Source organism: Plantibacter flavus (assembly GCF_002024505.1).
Taxonomy (GTDB): Bacteria; Actinomycetota; Actinomycetes; order Actinomycetales; family Microbacteriaceae; genus Plantibacter; species Plantibacter flavus_A.
The window spans coordinates 1190394-1208018 of sequence record NZ_CP019402.1 but is presented as its reverse complement, the minus strand read 5'-3'; the positions used below and the strand labels follow the sequence as shown (position 1 = coordinate 1208018).

Genomic DNA, 17625 nt, shown 5'->3' with positions numbered 1-17625 from the left:
CCGACGGGGCGGTGCTAGTAATCGGGCTCTCGCTTTCGTGCTGGTGGTTCCTGGTCGTTCATCGCCTGTTCGACGAGTCGGTCGATGGCCGCCTGATCGGTGTCGACGTCCGTCGTGCCCTGGTCGTCGCCCGCACCCTCGACGAGCGCGATGGACTCCTGCGCCGTCGTGTCCACCTGCTCCACTCGGCGCGCCTTCCGGCGACGCGGACGCAGGATGACGGCGCCGATCTGCTCGGACCGGCCTGCGACGATCGGGCCCATCACCGCCATGATGAGCACGTAGAGCCCGGCGAACGGTTGGATGAGCGGGTTGAGCCCTGCGCTCAGCGAGAGCGTCGCGAGGATGAGGGCGAATTCGCCGCGATTCTGCAGGATGACCGCGGCGTTGATCCCCGCTTGCGGCCCGAGTCCGTTGAGCCAGGCGACGAACTGACCGGCCAGGACGTTGAGGACCACCGTCATGAGGACAGCGAGGAGGACCGGGACGAGGACGCTGCCGAACTTCGTCGCGTCGAGCGCGAGGCCGAAGTTCAAGAAGAAGAACGCACCGAACACGTCGCGGAGCGGGATCGCGATCTGCTCGATCTTGTTGCGGAACCGGGTGGCTCCGAGGACCAGCCCGATGAGGAAGGCGCCGATCGCGTCGGTGACCCCGAGGAGCTCGCCGATACCGCCGAACGCGACCGCGAGGCCGAAGAACAGGATCGTGAAGAGCTCGTCGTCCTTCGTGCGGAACAACCGCGACACGAATCGGCCGCCGAAGCGCGCGATCGCGAACATCACGAGGATGAACGTGAACGCGATCGCGAGCTTGCCGATGACCGGCCACACTTCGGTCTCGCCGCTCAGGACGACTCCGACGATGGCGAGGTAGATGGCGATGAAGATGTCCTCCACCACGGTGACGCCCAGGATCATCGGGGTCTCGTCGTTCGTCAGCCGTTTGAGCTCGATGAGGAGCTTCGTGACGATCGCGCTCGAGCTCGTCGCCGTGATGCCGGCGATGATGAGCGCCTCTCGCGTGCCCCACCCGACCAGGAACCCGAACACCAGCCCGGCGGCCATGTTGACGAGGATGTAGGAGCCACCGGACACGATGAGCTTCCCGGCGTTGCCGAAGAACTCGTCCTGATCGAACTCCAGACCGAGGTTGAACAGCAGGAGCACGAGGCCGAAGACGGCGATGAGTTCGATCTGCGCGCTGGCGAAGTCGAGCGGGAACCAACCCGTGTACGGACTCGCGAGCAGGCCGACGAGCATGTAGACGGGGATCGACGGGAGGCCGATCAGCTTGCCCAGGCGGCCGAGGATGTAGGCGATGACGAACAGGACGCCGAGGATGAGCAGATCCTGGCCGAGGTGGGGGTTTTCGGTCGCGGCGTGCAGCATGCCTACCCTCCGGGCGGAGCGTCGACGGCGACCTTCTTGACGGCGCCCGAACGGAAGTAGGCGAAGGCCTTGGCGACCTTCTCGGGACTGCCCGCGACGACGAGGGTGTCTCCCGGGAAGACCCGGAAGTCCGCTGCCGGGGCCGGGTTGGCGGAGTCGCCACGCACGACGGCGACGACGGTCAGTCCGACCATGCCTTTCTCGGCGGGGTTCCCGAGCGGCTGCCCGGCGATGTGGTCTTCGTAGTCGACGGTGAACCAGTCGATGCTGAGGCCGGGGATCTGGTCGAGCGCGCTGAGCGACTCGGTGATCTGTGTGCCACCGAGGAGTTCGGCCAGCGTGTGCGCCTCGTCCTCGTTGAGCCGGAGCGACACCTTGCCGGCATCGGCACCGTCTTCGTGGTCGGCGAAGGTGATGAGGTCGCTGTGGCCGGACCGGTGGGCGATGACGCCGACCTTGCCGCCGTCGTCCGTGACGAAGGTGTGGAGCACACCGACCCCGGGAAGTTTGACCCGCCGAACATCCACCATGGCTGTACTCCTCAGGCTTGTTGTGGCAGTCCTCCTAGTCTATCCGCCACACCTGGCCCGCCCGCCCGAGGCGCCCGCAGCCGTTCCGCTGCGGGCGATCACCGCAGGTTCAGGCCCCCGGGACGATGTCCGGTGCCTCCAGGCGCACGCGGTCCGCCGCTTCGTCGTTCGGCTGCTCCTGCGACGCCCGCTCCGCGGCGACGCGCTTCGTGTAGTAGGAGACCTCCTTTTCGATGCGCTCCTCGTCCCACCCGAGGACCCCACCCATGAGCTTCGCCGCGACCGGGGCCGCCGAGACACCGCGGTCCCAGGCCTCGATGGAGATCCGCGTCCGACGGGCGAGGACGTCGTCGAGATGGAGGGCGCCCTCGTGGGAGGCCGCGTAGACGATCTCCGCCCCGATGTAGTCGTCCGCTCCCGGCAGTGCTTCGGCGAGCGTCGGGTCGTCCTTGATGAGGTCGAGCAGCTCATCCGTCAGGACGCCGTAGCGGTTCAGCAGGTGCTCGATACGCGCCGTGTGCACCCCGAAGGCCCGCGCGATCTTGCCCCGCTTGTTCCAGGCCGCCTGATACCCCTCGGCTCCGAGGAGGGCGATGTTCTCCGTCGCGCTCGCCGGGATCTTGCCGTCGAGGGCGTCCACCGCGGCGTCGATCGCGTCCTTCGCCATGACCCGGTACGTGGTCCACTTGCCACCGGCGATGACCACCAGTCCGGGGACGGAGTGCGCGACCAGGTGCTCGCGTGACAACTTCGACGTCTGCTCCGACTCGCCGGCCAGCAGCGGACGGAGGCCGGCGTAGACGCCCTCGACGTCCTCACGGGTGAGCGGGACGGCGAGGATCTTGTTGACGTGCTCGAGCAGGTAGTCGATGTCCGCCGCCGTCGCCGCCGGATGCGCCTTGTCGAGGTGCCAGTCCGTGTCGGTCGTGCCGATGAGCCAGTGTCGGCCCCACGGGATGACGAAGAGGACGCTCTTCTCCGTGCGCAGCAGGAGCCCCATGTTCGATTGGAAGCGGTCGCGCGGCACGACGAGGTGTATTCCCTTCGACGCGCGGACCTTGAACTGGCCCCGCTCCCCCACCATCGACTGCGTGTCGTCGGTCCACACGCCGGTCGCGTTGACGACCTGCTTGGCGCGGATCTCGAAGCGCTCGTCGGTCTGCAGGTCGTGCGCCTTGACGCCCACGACGCGCTGACCGACCTTGATGAAGCCCTCGACCCGCACGCGGCTCGCGACGTGCGCTCCGTAGGCCGACGCCGTCCGCGCGAGGGATGAGACGTACCGGGCGTCATCGACCTGGGCGTCGTAGTAGGTGAGTCCACCCACGAACGCGTCCGACTTGAGACTCGGGATCGAGGTCAGGACCTGACGCTTGGACAGGTGCCGGTGGTGCGGGACGCCGGGCGGACGGCCGCCGGTCCAGCTGAAGAGGTCGTAGAGCAGCATGCCGGCGCCGATGTAGAGGCGCTCGAAGACCGGCTTGTTGAGCGGGTACAGGAACCGGACCGGCTTCACGAGGTGCGGCGCGATGCGCTGCAGCAGCAACCCGCGCTCGATGAGCGCTTCTCGGACGAGTCGGAAGTCGAGTTGTTCCAGATACCGGATACCGCCGTGCACGAGCTTCGAGGACCGGCTCGAGGTGCCGCTCGCCCAGTCGCGCGCCTCGAGCAGACCGGTACTGAGACCGCGCGTGACGGCGTCGAGCGCTGCACCGGTGCCCACGATGCCACCACCGACGACGAGGATGTCGAGCTCTTTCGACTTCAACGCTTCGATCGCGGCGTCGCGCTCCTCCATCCCCAGCTTGGTGGAACGTGACACGTTGTTGTGGGTGGTGGCCATCGTCGAACTCCGCTCGCTGGAACCGCCCTCGCGATGATCCTGCCGGAGGCAGGTGCTCGTCCACGAGGCTCTGCCTCAGAGGCTAGTCGGCGCGATGCGACCCGACAACCGCTTGCGGAAGCGGCTCGCTTCCGGCAGGGCTAGGCGCCCTGGTACGGCGCGACGACGACCTCGACCCGCTGGAACTCCTTGAGGTCGGAGTAGCCGGTGGTGGCCATCGAGCGACGGAGCGCGCCGATGAGGTTGGCCGTGCCGTCAGACTTCGGCGACGGGCCGTAGAGGATCTCCTCGAGCGTCGCGACGGTCCCCACCTCGACACGGCGTCCGCGCGGCAGGTGCAGGTGGTGCGCCTCGGCACCCCAGTGCCAGCCACCGCCGGGTGCGTCCGTTGCGCGGGCGAGTGCGGTGCCGAGCATGACGGCGTCGGCCCCCATTGCGACGGCCTTGACGATGTCGCCCGAGGTCCCGAGACCGCCGTCGGCGATGACGTGCACGTAGCGGCCGCCGGACTCGTCGAGGTAGTCGCGACGCGCACCGGCGACGTCGGCCACGGCGGTCGCCATCGGGGCATGGATGCCGAGCGAGGCCCGCGTGGTGGAGGCGGCGCCGCCACCGAAGCCGACGAGGACGCCGGCCGCACCGGTCCGCATGAGGTGCAGGGCTGCGGTGTACGTGGCCGCGCCACCGACGATCACGGGGACGTCGAGTTCGTAGATGAACTTCTTGAGGTTGAGCGGCTCCTGGTTCTTGGAGACGTGCTCCGCCGACACGGTGGTGCCGCGGATGACGAAGAGGTCGACACCTGCGGCGACGACGGTCTCGTAGAGCTCCTGCGTGCGCTGCGGCGAGAGGGCTGCGGCGACGGTGACTCCGGCCGCGCGGATCTCGGCGAGCCGGGCCGTGACGAGTTCGGGCTTGATGGGCTCCGAGTAGATCTCCTGCATGCGCGCGGTCGCGCGGCCGACCGGCAACGACCGGATCTCGGCGAGCAGCGGCTCGGGGTCTTCGTACCGCGTCCAGAGGCCCTCGAGGTCGAGGACGCCGACGCCGCCGAGCTGGCCCATCATGATCGCGGTCGTCGGCGAGACGACGGAGTCCATCGGTGCTGCGAGCACCGGGATCTCGAACTGGTAGGCGTCGATCGACCAGGACACCGAGACGTCCTGTGGGTCGCGGGTCCGCCGCGACGGGACGACGGCGATGTCGTCGAACGCGTAGGCGCGCCGTGCGCGCTTTGACCGGCCGATCTCAATATCCATGCTCACCGCACCAGCCTACCGGTCGCCTGGAACGAGGACGGTCCGGCAGGCGGAAGCCTGCCGGACCGTCGGCGTTCGTGCGGGTGCCTACTTGCGGTAGTTCGGCGCCTCGACGACGATCTGCACGTCGTGCGGGTGCGACTCCTTGAGGCCCGCGGAGGTGATGCGGACGAACTTGCCCTTGGCCTTCAGCTCGCCGATGTTGCGCGCGCCGACGTAGAACATGGACTGACGCAGCCCGCCGATGAGCTGGTACGCGACGGCCGACACCGGGCCGCGGTAGGGCACCTGGCCCTCGATGCCCTCGGGGATCAGCTTGTCGTCGCTCGGCACGTCGGCCTGGAAGTAGCGGTCCTTCGAGTACGAGGTCTTCTCGCCTCGCGTCTGCATGGCTCCGAGCGATCCCATGCCGCGGTAGTTCTTGAACTGCTTGCCACCCACGAACACGAGGTCGCCGGGGCTCTCGTCGGTGCCGGCGAGGAGCGAGCCGAGCATGACGGTGTCGGCACCCGCGACGAGTGCCTTCGCGATGTCGCCCGAGTACTGCAGACCGCCATCGGCGATGACCGGGACGTTCGCCTCGCGCGCCGCGAGCGACGCCTCGTAGACCGCGGTGACCTGCGGGACACCGACACCCGCGACGACGCGCGTGGTGCAGATGGAACCCGGACCGACGCCGACCTTGATCGCGTCCGCGCCGGCCTCGATGAGCGCCTGCGCGCCGGAGCGGGTCGCGACGTTGCCGCCGATGACGTCGACACCGGCGAACGCCGGGTCGGCCTTGAGCTTGCGGATGATGTCGAGCACACCGGCGCTCTCACCGTTGGCCGTGTCGACCACGATGACGTCGACACCGGCGTCGAGCAGCTGGCCCGCACGGGACCAGGCGTCGCCGAAGAAGCCGATGGCCGCACCGACCCGCAGACGACCGGTGTCGTCCTTCGTGGCCAGCGGGTACTTCTCGCTCTTGTCGAAGTCCTTGACGGTGATGAGGCCCTTGAGCTTGCCCGCCTCGTCGATGAGGGGCAGCTTCTCGATGCGGTGCTGTGCGAGGAGCGCCATCACCGCGTTGCGGTCGGTGCCGACGGGAGCGGTCACGAGACCGGTGCTCGTCATGACCTCGCTGACGCGGGTCGTGGCCTTCTCGAACGGCGACACGAAGCGCATGTCGCGGTTCGTGATGATGCCGACGAGCACACCCTTGTCGTCGACGACCGGGAGGCCCGAGATGCGGAACTGGCCGCACAGCTCGTCGACCTCGGCGACGGTGGCGTCGGCCGTGGTGGTGATCGGGTTCGTGATCATGCCCGACTCGCTCCGCTTCACGCGGTCGACCTGTTCGGCCTGGTCGGAGATCGACAGGTTGCGGTGCAGGATCCCGATGCCGCCCTCGCGAGCCATCGCGATCGCCATGCGGGCCTCGGTCACGGTGTCCATCGCGCTCGACAGCAGCGGCGTGTTCACGGTGATCCGCTTCGTCAGGCGGGACGAGGTCTCCGCCTCGCTCGGGATGACGTCGGTGTGCCCGGGCAGCAGCAGCACATCGTCATACGTGAGTCCTACGAATCCGAACGGATCAGGCTGGTCCATTTATCCCTCTCATAGCCACGAACACACCGGAGAAACGCAGACCTGCCGGTATCACCATCGTAACCGAGCAGGGCCTACCCCTATTCCACGATCCCGACAAATCGATGCGGAGAAATACGCATGGGCGAAACATGTAGGCAATAATCAGGTTCTATCGTCGAACAGCGTTGTCCGACGCAGGAGAACGGTCCACGGAAGTGGCCCGGCACTGGAGGTGCAGTGAAGTTCGCTGGAACGACCCGAAACCCGAGACTGGCACGGAGATTCGTGCTCCTCATCGCCCTGTTGTTCGGGGCCATCACCCTCACGTCCGTCATGAGCGCCGTCCCGGCTCATGCTGACGAGGTGGGCGAGGAGTACGACTTCTACTTCGCTGGGAACGTCAAGTACGACGACAAACCACTCGAAGGCGTGAACATCACGGTCGACGGCAACGGCTACAAGGCCGATGTCGACACCGACGCCGACGGCAAGTGGAAGATCGGCGTCCCCGAGAAAGGTACGTACAAGGTAACGCTCGACGAGGAGACCCTCCCGAAGGGCGTCATCGTCGCTGAGGGCGGCTCGACCATCGAGGCCGAGTTCGGTCTCACCCAATCGAAATCAGTGAACTTCTTCCTCGGCGAGGGCGTCCGCGTCACCGTCAGCTTCTGGGACCAACTCGCCGAACGACTCGTCAACGGCCTGAACTTCGGCCTCATGCTGGCCCTCGCCGCCATCGGAGCCTCCCTCGTGTTCGGCACCACCGGACTCAGCAACTTCGCCCACGCGGAGATGGTGACCTTCGGCGCGATCATGGCGCTCGTGTTCGGGGTGTTCCTGCAATGGCCGATCTGGCTGGCCATCATCATCGCCCTCGCCTTGAGCGCCGCGTTCGGCTTCGCGCTCGATGCGGGCATCTGGAGACCCTTGAGACGCAAGGGCGTCGGCATCGTGCAGGTCATGATCGTCTCGATCGGCCTGTCGCTGGCGCTCCGCTACGTGTTCCTCTACTTCATCGGCGGCGGGACGTTCCAGCTGCCCGGTTCCGGAGAGGAGAACATCAAGCTGTTCGGCACGGTCTCGCTCAGCGTCACCGACATGATCAGCATGGCGGTCAGCGTCGTGGTGCTCCTCGGCGTGGCCTGGTGGCTCATCAAGACGAAGACGGGCAAGGCGACACGAGCCATCTCGGACAACCCGAGCCTCGCCGCGGCCAGCGGCATCGACGTCGACCGCGTGGTCCGCATCGTCTGGATCCTCGCAGCGACCCTCGCGGGTCTCTCCGGCATCCTGTGGGCGTACTTCCGACCGGGCATCAAGTGGGACATGGGAGCGCAGCTGCTCCTGCTCATCTTCGCGGCCATCACCCTCGGCGGGCTCGGAACCGCCTTCGGCGCCATGGTCGGCGCCCTCATCATCGGCATCCTCGTCGAGGTCTCGACGCTCTGGATCCCGTCTGACATCAAGTACGTCGGCGCCCTCGTGGTGCTCATCGCGGTGCTCCTCGTGAGACCGCAGGGCATCCTCGGACGTCGCGAGAGAATCGGTTAGGGGCACGCGCATGGACTGGGGAAGCATTCTCTCGAACACGCTCGCTTGGGTCATCAGCCCGGAGACGATCGCGTACGCGCTCGCAGCACTCGGCTTGGCCGTGCACTTCGGCTACGGCGGTCTGTTGAACTTCGGTATGGCGGGGTTCATGGCACTCGGCGCTTACGGCTACGCCATCTCGATCCTGAGCTTCAACCTCCCGTGGTGGGCGGGCATCATCGTCGGCTGTCTGGCCTCGGTGGTCTTCGCCTTCATCCTCGGCATCCCGACCCTGCGACTGCGGGCCGACTATCTGGCCATCGTCACCATCGCGGCGGCCGAGATCGTCCGACTCCTCTTCACCACGCAGGTCTTCGACGAGTTCACGAACTCGGCCGACGGACTCGGCAACTATCACGAGGGCTTCCGGGCCGCGAACCCGATCCCGCCGGGCACGTACGGCTTCGGGCCCTGGGAACTCAACGCGAACCAGTGGTGGGTCCGGATCTTCGGCATCCTGCTGCTCGCCGTCGCCGCACTCCTCGTGTTCCTCCTCATGCGCAGCCCCTGGGGCCGCGTGCTGAAGGGCATCCGCGAGGACGAGGACGCCGTGCGCGCCCTCGGCAAGAACGTGTTCGCCTACAAGATGCAGGCGCTCGTCGTCGGTGGCGTGTTCGGTGCGCTCGGCGGGGTGGTGCTGGCGCTCCCCTCCGCGGTCGTGCCCAGCGTGTACGTCACGAGTCTCACCTTCTTCATCTGGACGATCCTCCTGCTCGGTGGAGCCGCGACGGTCTTCGGGCCGTTGCTCGGCTCGGTGATCTTCTGGGTGATCATGGCGTTCCTCTCGAACGTCCTCCCGGCGCTCGTGAAGGCGGACGTCCTGCCGTTCATGAGCTCGACGCAGGCGTCGACGCTCCGCTACGTGCTGGTCGGCGTCGCGCTCATGCTGATCGTCATCTTCAGGCCGCAAGGCATCCTCGGAAACAAGAAGGAGCTGACCTTTGTCAAGTAACAGCTCACCCACCTCGCGACCGGTCAAGACCACCGGCCTCCACGTCGGCGAGATCGTCCCGGGCGTCAAGAAGGTCGACCCGATCCTCATCGCGGACCAGGTCACCCGGACCTTCGGCGGCCTGCAGGCGGTGAACGTGGAGCACCTGGAGGTGCCCCGCAACGCGATCACCGCCCTCATCGGCCCGAACGGTGCCGGTAAGACCACGCTGTTCAACCTGCTGACCGGCTTCGACAAGCCGAACACCGGGACGTGGAACTTCGACGGTAAGAGCCTCGGCGGCGTCCCGGCGTTCAAGGTCGCCCGCATGGGTCAGGTCCGGACCTTCCAGTTGACGAAGGCGCTCGGCCTGCTCACGGTGCTCGAGAACATGAAGCTCGGCGCGACCGGCCAGACCGGCGAGGGCATCTTCTCGAGCCTCGTGAAGCCGCTCTGGCGGAGGCAGGAGGAGGACCTCGAGGTCAAGGCGATGGACCTCCTGCGTCGCTTCAAGCTCGACACGAAGCGCGACGACTACGCGGCCAGCCTGTCCGGTGGGCAGCGGAAGCTCCTCGAGATGGCGCGGGCGCTCATGAGCGATCCGAAGCTCGTCATGCTCGACGAGCCGATGGCCGGCGTCAACCCGGCGCTCACGCAGTCCCTCCTCGACCACATCCTGGCGTTGAAGGACGAGGGCATGACCGTGCTGTTCGTCGAGCACGACATGCAGATGGTCCGGCACATCGCCGACTGGGTGGTCGTCATGGCCGAAGGTCGTGTCGTCGCCGAGGGCCCGCCCGACACCGTCATGGAGGACCCCGCCGTCATCGACGCCTACCTCGGGAGCCACCAGGACGTCGACCTCGGGGTCGTGACCGGCAGGATCGCCGGAGAGGACAGCGCTGCGGCCGAGGAGCTGCTCGCCGAGATCGAGGACGAACGGCTCGCGGCTGGTGCCGAGCCCGAGGAGGAGCGGAAATGAGCGACGTGAAGGGTGCGCCGGTCGGCGGCACCGCGGTCAAGACCGCCGAGATGGTCGTGGAGGTCACCGATCTGACCGCCGGGTACCTCCCCGGCGTGAACATCCTGAACAGCGCCAACCTGACCGCCCGGAAGGGCGAGCTCATCGGCATCATCGGACCGAACGGTGCGGGGAAGTCGACGCTGCTGAAGGCGATCTTCGGACAGGTGAAGGTGCGCAGCGGGCAGGTGCTGCTGAACGGCGAGGACATCACGGGGCTCCGGGCGAACAAGCTCGTGGCGCGCGGCGTCGGGTTCGTCCCGCAGACGAACAACGTGTTCCCGAGCCTCACCATCGAGGACAACCTCAAGATGGGGCTGTTCCAGAAGCCGAAGCAGTACAACGAGCGCCTCGAGTTCGTCACCGGGATCTTCAGCGAACTCGGGAAGCGGCTCAAGCAACGCGCCGGTTCGCTGTCGGGTGGTGAGCGTCAGATGGTCGCGATGTCGCGAGCCCTCATGATGGATCCGCACGTGCTGCTCCTCGACGAGCCGTCCGCGGGGCTGTCGCCGGTCCGACAGGACGACGCGTTCATCCGGGTCTCGGACATCAACAAGGCCGGCGTCACCACGATCATGGTGGAGCAGAACGCACGTCGCTGTCTGCAGATCTGCGACCGCGGGTACGTGCTCGACCAGGGTCGTGACGCCTACACCGGGACGGGCCGCGAACTCCTCTCGGATGACAAGGTGATCGGCCTCTACCTGGGCACGCTCGGCCAGGACGAGGACTGATCAGGGCGATCCCCACTCGCGGGTCGGCGGGTACTTCGGTACCCTCGAACATGCTTGTCCCGGCCGCGTGCCGAGCGACGAGCCAGAAGCCACCGGATCCCGACCGGTGAACGAACCACAACTCCTCCCTCCCCCGAGGGGCACCGTCGTACCAAGACGGCCTCCTGAGACGGGGACGGAGGAGTTGTGCATTCTCCCTCCCCCTTTCGCCAGCGCGGTGCGCTGACGCGAGCGCGGTCCTGGCGCGTGAGCGCGGGTCTCCGGAGGCACGCGCTCACGCGCTGGACCCGCGCTCACGCCGAGTCCCAGCCCCCGCGGCACAGCGACCCGCGCTGAGACCGACGACCCGCGCTGGCGTCAGCGCACCGCGCTGGGTGCCACTCCACCCTCGCTCCACCGGAGGCTGGATGGGAGCAGTTCTCCACATCGGTTCCACGACACGAGCTACCGGCGGAGTCGAACGGGCACGGTGAGGCGATGGAATCCTTCGATCTCAACCTGCTCCTCCGCCCGAACGGACTCCTGCTCGTTCGCGACGCGCGCCGGGTCGGTGCCGAGCGCCTGGTGAGCGCCGCCCACCGCGACGGCGACCTGGTGCGTCTGCGGAAGGGCATCTACGTCCCTGAACCGATATGGAGTTCCCTGTCCCCCGATGACCGCTACCGGGTCCGGATCGATGCGGCGGCCGTTGCGCTCCGAAAGGACGCATTGTTCAGCCACTACTCGGCGGCGCGGTTGTGGGGACTCCCGATCGTGGGTCCGTGGCCTCCCGAGGTGCACACGCTGACGAGCGGTGATCGCGGAGGACGTTCGGCACCCGGCATCATCCGTCACACCACGCAGGGCTCCGTCACCCGACGGATGCGGTACGGGCTCGCGGTCACGGACCCGGCTCGGACTGTCGTCGATCTCGCTCGGATCGCCCGCCTCGAGGACGCCGTCGCCGTCGCCGACGCTGCCCTCCGGCTCAAGCTCACCGATGAGACGGCGCTCCGCTCGCTCGCACGAGACCTGCCGGGCCGGCGGGGAGGACGCCAGGTGCGCTTTGCGATCGAGTTCGCGGACCCGCTCGCCGCGAACGGTGGTGAATCGAAGATGCGGGTCGTGATCGCGCGGCTCGGTTTCGCCCTGCCGGTGCTGCAGCAGGCCTTCTCCGACGCGGACGGACCGGTCGGCGTGGTCGATGCGGTCTGGCCGGACGAGCGCATCATCCTCGAACTCGACGGCCGGCAGAAGTATGTACGGGAGGAGTTCACGCAGGGACGGGACGTGGCCGACATCGTCCTGGCGGAGAAGCATCGGGAGGACCGTCTGCGCGCGCTCGGGTACACCGTCGTCCGCGCCACCTGGGAGGACCTGGTCCATCCGAGTCGGCTCGCCGCGAAGCTCGAGCGCGCCGGGCTGCAACGCGCGTTCCGCTGACCCGGGCGTCCGACTGGTCGCTGTCGGCGCGGTGCGCCGGCGTGAGCGCGCCCCGCTGTGCCGCATGGGCTCGGAATCGGCGTGAGCGCGTCGCAGACGCGTGAGCGCGGGTCTCCGGAGACCCGCGCTCACGCGCTGGACCCGCGCTCGCGTCAGCGCACCGCGCTGGCGCCACCACACACGGCACAGCACACGCGAGGGCGGCAGTTACAGCTGCCGGACACGACGAAGGCCCCGGATCGCTCCGGGGCCTCGTCAGTCGCGTGGGCGACTAGTTGGTGCGGGTGTACTTGTTGTCGTCACCGTACTGGTAGATACCGATGGTCGCCTCGGTCGGGTCACCGTTCTCGTCGAACGTGATCGGACCGGAGTTGCCGTCGTAGTCGATCTTCTTGCCGTCGGCGATGGCCTTCGCACCCTCTTCGAAGGTGGTCACCTTCTCGCCCTTGTCCTTACCACCGGACACGGACTGGAGCTCGGCCGCCATGTCGGCACCCTCGGTCGAACCGGCCTGCAGCGCCGCGAGGGCAAGCAGGATGACGGCGTCGTAGGATTCAGCCGCGTAGCTGTAGTCCTTGAGCGGCTCTCCACCCTCGTCCTTCACGAACGCCTGGAGGCGGTCGGTGAAGTCACCGAGCTTCGCGGTGTCGAGACCGGGCAGCGTGCCCTTGGCGCCCGTCAGGGTGCCCGGAGCGAAGTCCGCGCTGTAGTCGGCGAGGTTGCCGTCGACGAAGTAGAGCTTGTCCGACGGGAAGCCGGCGAGACCGGGGACGATCGTCTTGGTCTCCTCGAACGCGATGATCGCGATCGCGTCGGGGTTCTCCGCCTTGACCGCGCTGATCTGTGCGTCGAACGAGGTGTCACCGGTGTTGTACGACTGCTCGGCGACCACTTCACCGCCTGCGCTCTCGAACGCCTCCTTGGTGAACTTCGCGAGGCCGGTGCCGTACGAGTCGTTCAGGTAGATGATGCCGAGGGTGGCGTTGCCGTCCTCCGCGATCAGGTTCCCGAGGACCTCGCCCTGCAGCACGTCGGACGGCGCCGTCCGCCAGTAGAGACCGTTGTCGTCCCACGTGGTGAAGTCCGCGGAGGTGTTCGCCGGGGAGAACTGGATGACGCCTGCGCCGGTGACTTCGTCGATGAAGAGCTTCGACACACCCGAGGACGCTGCACCGATGATGGCGGTGACGCCCTCGGAGAGCAGACGGGGGACCTCGGTCGCGTACGCCTTGTTGTCGGAGTCACCCGAGTCGCCGAGCGTCAGGTCGATCTTGATGCCGAGGTCAGCGTCGTTGACCTCCTTGACCGCGAGACCGACACCGGCCTCCTCGGGCGGGCCGAGGAACGCGAGGTTACCGGTCTGCGGCAACGCCGTGCCGAGCTTCAGGGTCAGGTCGCCAGCAGGCTTGCTGCTGCTGCCGCTGTCGCCGCTACCACTCGAGGCGCAACCGCTCAGGACCAGCGCGCTGGCTCCGATCAGTGCGATACCACCGAGAACGATGGAACGTGGGCGGGAGCGAGCGGCCGTGGCCTTCGAAAAGACGCTCATGGTACTCCTTGCTTGTCAGAAGAGTGGCAGCTCCAGGGGCTGCCGTTGAGTCAAGTTATCCGCTGCACGTGCGCTGGACAATGTCGTTGACGTTACAAGCGTGTAACACGACCAAATCGTTACCTCAGGAGGGGCTGTTTCGCGCATTTCCTGCAGTGGTCGCGCGATCAGCGCTGGAATCCGCTGTTCAGATGCTCGTCGAGCGCCGTCGTTCGGCCCCGACGGCCCGACGACCACGGGTGGAGGCGACGAGCATGTCGACGGTGAGGATCGCGAGCGCCAGCCACACGAGGCCGAAGCCCAACCAGCGCTCCGGCGGCATCGCCTCGTGCAGGACCGCGACACCGACGACGAACTGGATGATCGGTGCGAAGTACTGGATGAAACCCATCCAGGTGAGCGGGAGGCGGCGCGCCGCTGCCGCGAACAGCAGGAGCGGGACGGCCGTGATGACGCCGGCACCGACGAGCAGCAGGGCGTGCCCGACGCCTGCGGTGCCGATGGTCAGCCCACCGGTCACGCCGACAGCGATGAGCTGGGCGATCGCGACCGGCATCAGCCACACGGTCTCGAGCGTCAAGCCGGACACGGCGTCGACCGAACCGCCCACCAGTTTCTTGATGTAGCCGTAGAGGCCGAATGAGAAAGCCAGGATGAGGGCGATCCAGGGGACGCTGCCGTGTCCGATCGCGAGGACGAGGACCGCGATCACGCTCACGACCACCGCGGCCCACTGGGCCGGACGCAGCCGCTCACGGAGGAAGAAGACGCCGAGGAAGACGGTCACGATCGGGTTGATGAAGTACCCGAGCGACGCTTCGACCACCTGGCCGTTGAGCGCGCCGTAGACGTAGGTCTGCCAGTTGACGTAGATGAGCGCTCCGGCGAGGCCCATCGTCAGGACGATGCGGCGCTGGCGGAGGATGCCGAACAGTCGACGCCAGGAACGGGTCGCCAGGATGAGGACGGCGCAGAAGACGAGGGAGAAGAGGATCCGCCACGCCACGACCTCGAAGGCGCCGGCCGGTGCGAGGGCGATGAAGTAGAGCGGGAGCGCTCCCCAGAGGCAGTAGGCGGCGACCGCCGAGAGCAGTCCGGACCGGCTCCCCTGCTGGGGCACGGCCACACTCGCACGTCGATCCCCTCCCCCGTCGACGGTGACGGGGTGGATGTCGACGTCGGCTGGATCGCTGGGGTTCTGCACTGGTCCAGGCTAGACCCGCGACTCCCCGCGACACCCTCCGAAAACGGACACAGCCCGAACGGCGAATGCCATTCGGGCTGTTGAGCGGCTTGAGCCGCCGGATCCGTGCGCTGGTGACTAGCGGACGACGACTGCGAGGACGTCGCGCGCGGACAGGACGAGGTAGTCCTCACCGGCGTACTTGACCTCGGTGCCACCGTACTTGGAGTAGATCACCTTGTCGCCGACGGCGACGTCGAGCGGGACGCGGTTGCCGTTGTCGTCGATGCGACCGGGTCCGACCGCCACGACCTCGCCCTCCTGGGGCTTCTCCTTGGCGGTGTCGGGGATGACCAGACCGGAAGCGGTGGTCTGCTCTGCCTCGACCTGCTTGATGACGATGCGATCCTCGAGCGGCTTGATGGAGACCGACACGGTTGACCTCTTTCTTGAAACGAAGACGTGGTTAGCACTCACACTGCGAGAGTGCTGATTCCAGTGTAGGCATCTTCTGGCACTCATGCAATGCGAGTGCCAATCAGCGGCTGCTACCGTTGCCGGATGCATCCAGCTCCGCCCGAGGCCCGCTGACCATGGACCGTTCTGAACTCGTCGAACTCCTCACGGCCGACGGCCTCAGGCTCCTCGACTCCCTGCCGCCCTACCCGACGAAGGACGAGGCCGTCCGCCTGGTCGGGCGCCTGCGCAAGGAGGGCAACTCCCCCGAGCTGGTCGCGGCGGTCCTCACGCAGTCGCGGCTCAGGCAGAAGGCCGTCGGCAAGTTCGGTCCGTTCGCCGGCCGCATGCTGTTCACCGAGGCAGGCCTCGAACAGGCCACGCGCCTTCCCGTCGCCGCATTGCACGCCGGGCGTTTCGCCCGGGCCGGCCTCACACGCATCGCCGACCTCGGCAGCGGCATCGGCGCCGACTCGATGGCCATGGCCTCGCTCGACCTGGAGGTCACGGCGGTCGACATCGACGAGGTCACCGCGGCCATCGCCAGCTACAACCTCGCCCCGTTCCCCACGGCGACCGTGCGGAACGCCGCCGCCGAGGACGTCTCGCTCGACGACTTCGACGCGGTCTGGTTCGATCCCGCGCGGCGCACCGCAGGACACGCCGACACCGCGCGGTTGTCCAGTGCCGCCGACTACACCCCGTCCCTCGACCTGGTCTTCGGTGCGGCGACCAGCCTCCCCACAGGCGTCAAGCTCGGGCCCGGATTCGACCGCTCACTCATCCCCGACGACGCCGAGGCGCAGTGGGTGTCGGTCGACGGACAGCTCGTCGAGATGGCGCTCTGGTTCGGCCCGCTGGCCCGTCCGGACGTCCGACGGTCCGCGCTCCTCCTCGCGGACGGCGTCCACCACGAGTTGCACGCCGAGGCCGACGCCGACGACGCCCCCGTGCGGGAACTCGGCGACTACGTGCACGAACCCGACGGGTCGGTGATCCGGGCCCGACTCATCGGCGACCTCGCCGTCCGCTTGGAGGCCGGCATGCTCGGCCAGGGCATCGCCTACCTGACCTCCGACACGGCGACGACCTCGCCGTTCGCCACGACCTTCCGGGTGCTCGAGCGGCTACCGATGGACGAGAAGATCCTTAAGCGCACGATGCGGGATCGCGGGATCGGCGTCCTCGAGATCAAGAAGCGCGGCGTCGACGTCGACCCCGCGGCGTTCCGGAAGCGCATGGCGCTCAAGGGCGACGGCTCGGCCACGATCATCCTCACGAGGATCGCGGGCAAACACAGTGCGCTGCTCGTCGAACGGGTGACACCGGCCGCTGCCGCCTGACCCGACGGTGTCCGCCGGGCCGCAGCGCCCCGAGGAGGATCAGGTCGAGACGTACCCGATGATCACGACGACGCTGTAGGCGAGCCAGCCGACGGAGCAGGCGAGGCCGACGAACCCGGTCACGAGGCCGGTGAGGGCGCGGCCTCGGCCCTGCGGCTCGCGACGCCTGGCTCCGAATCCGAGGACGATGGCCGCGATCGACAGGGGGAAGCCCCAACCGACGAAGACCGACACGACGAGCCCGACGAGACCGGTGATGAGCGACCAGGTGCTCCGTGAGGTCCCGGTCGACGCAGCAGGGCTCTGCGTCTGCGACTGCTGGTACGCGGCGTAGCCGCCCTGGCTCGGTGCCTGGTAGACCGCCGTCGGCACCGTCTGGAGATAGGTCGCGTGATCGCCCTGCCAACCCGCCGGTGGAGGGGAGGCCTGGCCCTGGGGCTGGTACGGCTGCTGAGGTTGGTAGGGCTGCTGCTGGCCCTGGGGCTGGTACGGCTGCTGGGGCGCGTACGGCTGCTGCTGGCCCTGCGGCGCGACAGCCTGCTGGGAGGGCTGCGGCGGCTGGTACGGCGACCAGGGCTGCTGGGCCTGCGGCTGGTGAGGAGGCTGCTGCCCCCACTGCTGCTGCGGCTGCCCGATGGGCTGCTCGGCCTGCGGCGGGCGCGACTGCCCGTCCACTGCACCGTCCTGGTGCTGAGGTCGTCCGTCGGGGTGCTCGTGCTGATCCATCGCCGCTCCTTCGATCCGTGACCGGGTACCGGCCCATCCTATGCGCCGACGTCCGCGCACCCGGTCGACGGCCGG

The 17625-nt window shown here is 67.7% G+C and carries 15 protein-coding genes; 6 read left to right on the top strand and 9 right to left on the bottom strand.

The genetic code is table 11. From position 1 onward, the window contains the following. Positions 1-14: 14 nt before the first annotated feature. From BWO91_RS05650 to guaB, 5 genes are all read right to left on the bottom strand, one after another. On the bottom strand, positions 15-1391 hold the full coding sequence (locus tag BWO91_RS05650; RefSeq protein ID WP_079001733.1) for a cation:proton antiporter: 1377 nt from the start codon (positions 1389-1391) through the stop codon (positions 15-17). A gap of 2 nt (positions 1392-1393) precedes the next feature. After that, a complete protein-coding gene (locus BWO91_RS05645; RefSeq protein ID WP_056008027.1) occupies positions 1394-1921 on the bottom strand; it encodes a cation:proton antiporter regulatory subunit in 528 nt (175 codons plus the stop codon). A 109-nt stretch (positions 1922-2030) separates the two neighbouring features. Further along, complete coding sequence (locus BWO91_RS05640) at positions 2031-3764, bottom strand: glycerol-3-phosphate dehydrogenase/oxidase (protein ID WP_205847578.1); 1734 nt, start codon at positions 3762-3764, stop codon at positions 2031-2033. Positions 3765-3904: 140 nt separating this feature from the next. Beyond that, positions 3905-5023, bottom strand: coding sequence for a GuaB3 family IMP dehydrogenase-related protein (locus tag BWO91_RS05635; RefSeq protein ID WP_064296664.1), 1119 nt, complete (start codon positions 5021-5023; stop codon positions 3905-3907). A gap of 87 nt (positions 5024-5110) precedes the next feature. Beyond that, complete coding sequence (gene guaB, locus BWO91_RS05630) at positions 5111-6613, bottom strand: IMP dehydrogenase (RefSeq protein ID WP_064296666.1); 1503 nt, start codon at positions 6611-6613, stop codon at positions 5111-5113. A 315-nt stretch (positions 6614-6928) separates the two neighbouring features. Between guaB and BWO91_RS05625 the strand changes: the two genes are divergently transcribed. The 5 genes from BWO91_RS05625 (at position 6929) to BWO91_RS05605 (ending at position 12293) form a co-directional block, all read left to right on the top strand. After that, positions 6929-8146 (top strand): branched-chain amino acid ABC transporter permease, encoded by a 1218-nt coding sequence (locus tag BWO91_RS05625; RefSeq protein WP_064296746.1) that lies wholly within the window; start codon positions 6929-6931, stop codon positions 8144-8146. Between the two features lie 10 nt (positions 8147-8156). Next, positions 8157-9137, top strand: coding sequence for a branched-chain amino acid ABC transporter permease (locus BWO91_RS05620; RefSeq protein ID WP_064296667.1), 981 nt, complete (start codon positions 8157-8159; stop codon positions 9135-9137). After that, positions 9127-10098, top strand: a complete 972-nt coding sequence (locus BWO91_RS05615; RefSeq protein ID WP_079001732.1) for an ABC transporter ATP-binding protein — start codon at positions 9127-9129, stop codon at positions 10096-10098. The genes BWO91_RS05620 and BWO91_RS05615 overlap by 11 nt, the downstream gene beginning before the upstream one ends. Next, positions 10095-10871, top strand: a complete 777-nt coding sequence (locus BWO91_RS05610) for an ABC transporter ATP-binding protein (RefSeq protein ID WP_064296669.1) — start codon at positions 10095-10097, stop codon at positions 10869-10871. Before BWO91_RS05615 ends, BWO91_RS05610 begins: the two co-directional genes overlap by 4 nt. Positions 10872-11348: 477 nt before the next feature. Then, positions 11349-12293, top strand: coding sequence for a hypothetical protein (locus BWO91_RS05605; protein ID WP_071259482.1), 945 nt, complete (start codon positions 11349-11351; stop codon positions 12291-12293). 271 nt (positions 12294-12564) lie between these two features. On the opposite strand, the gene BWO91_RS05600 is transcribed toward BWO91_RS05605, so the two are convergent. From BWO91_RS05600 to groES, 3 genes are all read right to left on the bottom strand, one after another. Next, on the bottom strand, positions 12565-13842 hold the full coding sequence (locus BWO91_RS05600) for an ABC transporter substrate-binding protein (RefSeq protein WP_079001731.1): 1278 nt from the start codon (positions 13840-13842) through the stop codon (positions 12565-12567). 187 nt (positions 13843-14029) lie between these two features. Further along, a complete protein-coding gene (gene rarD, locus BWO91_RS05595) occupies positions 14030-14968 on the bottom strand; it encodes an EamA family transporter RarD (protein WP_079003853.1) in 939 nt (312 codons plus the stop codon). Positions 14969-15163: 195 nt separating this feature from the next. Further along, positions 15164-15460, bottom strand: a complete 297-nt coding sequence (gene groES / locus BWO91_RS05590) for a co-chaperone GroES (protein ID WP_056008047.1) — start codon at positions 15458-15460, stop codon at positions 15164-15166. Positions 15461-15618: 158 nt separating this feature from the next. Between groES and BWO91_RS05585 the strand changes: the two genes are divergently transcribed. Then, a complete protein-coding gene (locus BWO91_RS05585) occupies positions 15619-16824 on the top strand; it encodes a class I SAM-dependent methyltransferase (protein ID WP_079001730.1) in 1206 nt (401 codons plus the stop codon). A gap of 39 nt (positions 16825-16863) precedes the next feature. Here BWO91_RS05585 and BWO91_RS19610 read toward each other — a convergent pair whose 3' ends face one another. Further along, positions 16864-17550: a DUF4190 domain-containing protein gene (locus tag BWO91_RS19610; RefSeq protein WP_153303394.1), complete on the bottom strand. Its 687-nt coding sequence runs from the start codon at positions 17548-17550 to the stop codon at positions 16864-16866. Positions 17551-17625 lie beyond the last annotated feature (75 nt).

Coding starts and splice junctions, on each gene's coding strand:
- BWO91_RS05620 (WP_064296667.1), top strand. CDS start 8,157: ATGGACTGGGGAAGCATTCTCTCGAACACGCTCGCTTGGGTCATCAGC.
- BWO91_RS05645 (WP_056008027.1), bottom strand. CDS start 1,921: ATGGTGGATGTTCGGCGGGTCAAACTTCCCGGGGTCGGTGTGCTCCAC.
- BWO91_RS05625 (WP_064296746.1), top strand. CDS start 6,929: ATGAGCGCCGTCCCGGCTCATGCTGACGAGGTGGGCGAGGAGTACGAC.
- guaB (WP_064296666.1), bottom strand. CDS start 6,613: ATGGACCAGCCTGATCCGTTCGGATTCGTAGGACTCACGTATGACGAT.
- BWO91_RS19610 (WP_153303394.1), bottom strand. CDS start 17,550: ATGGATCAGCACGAGCACCCCGACGGACGACCTCAGCACCAGGACGGT.
- BWO91_RS05640 (WP_205847578.1), bottom strand. CDS start 3,764: ATGGCCACCACCCACAACAACGTGTCACGTTCCACCAAGCTGGGGATG.
- BWO91_RS05605 (WP_071259482.1), top strand. CDS start 11,349: ATGGAATCCTTCGATCTCAACCTGCTCCTCCGCCCGAACGGACTCCTG.
- BWO91_RS05650 (WP_079001733.1), bottom strand. CDS start 1,391: ATGCTGCACGCCGCGACCGAAAACCCCCACCTCGGCCAGGATCTGCTC.
- BWO91_RS05600 (WP_079001731.1), bottom strand. CDS start 13,842: ATGAGCGTCTTTTCGAAGGCCACGGCCGCTCGCTCCCGCCCACGTTCC.
- BWO91_RS05635 (WP_064296664.1), bottom strand. CDS start 5,023: ATGGATATTGAGATCGGCCGGTCAAAGCGCGCACGGCGCGCCTACGCG.
- BWO91_RS05585 (WP_079001730.1), top strand. CDS start 15,619: ATGGACCGTTCTGAACTCGTCGAACTCCTCACGGCCGACGGCCTCAGG.
- BWO91_RS05610 (WP_064296669.1), top strand. CDS start 10,095: ATGAGCGACGTGAAGGGTGCGCCGGTCGGCGGCACCGCGGTCAAGACC.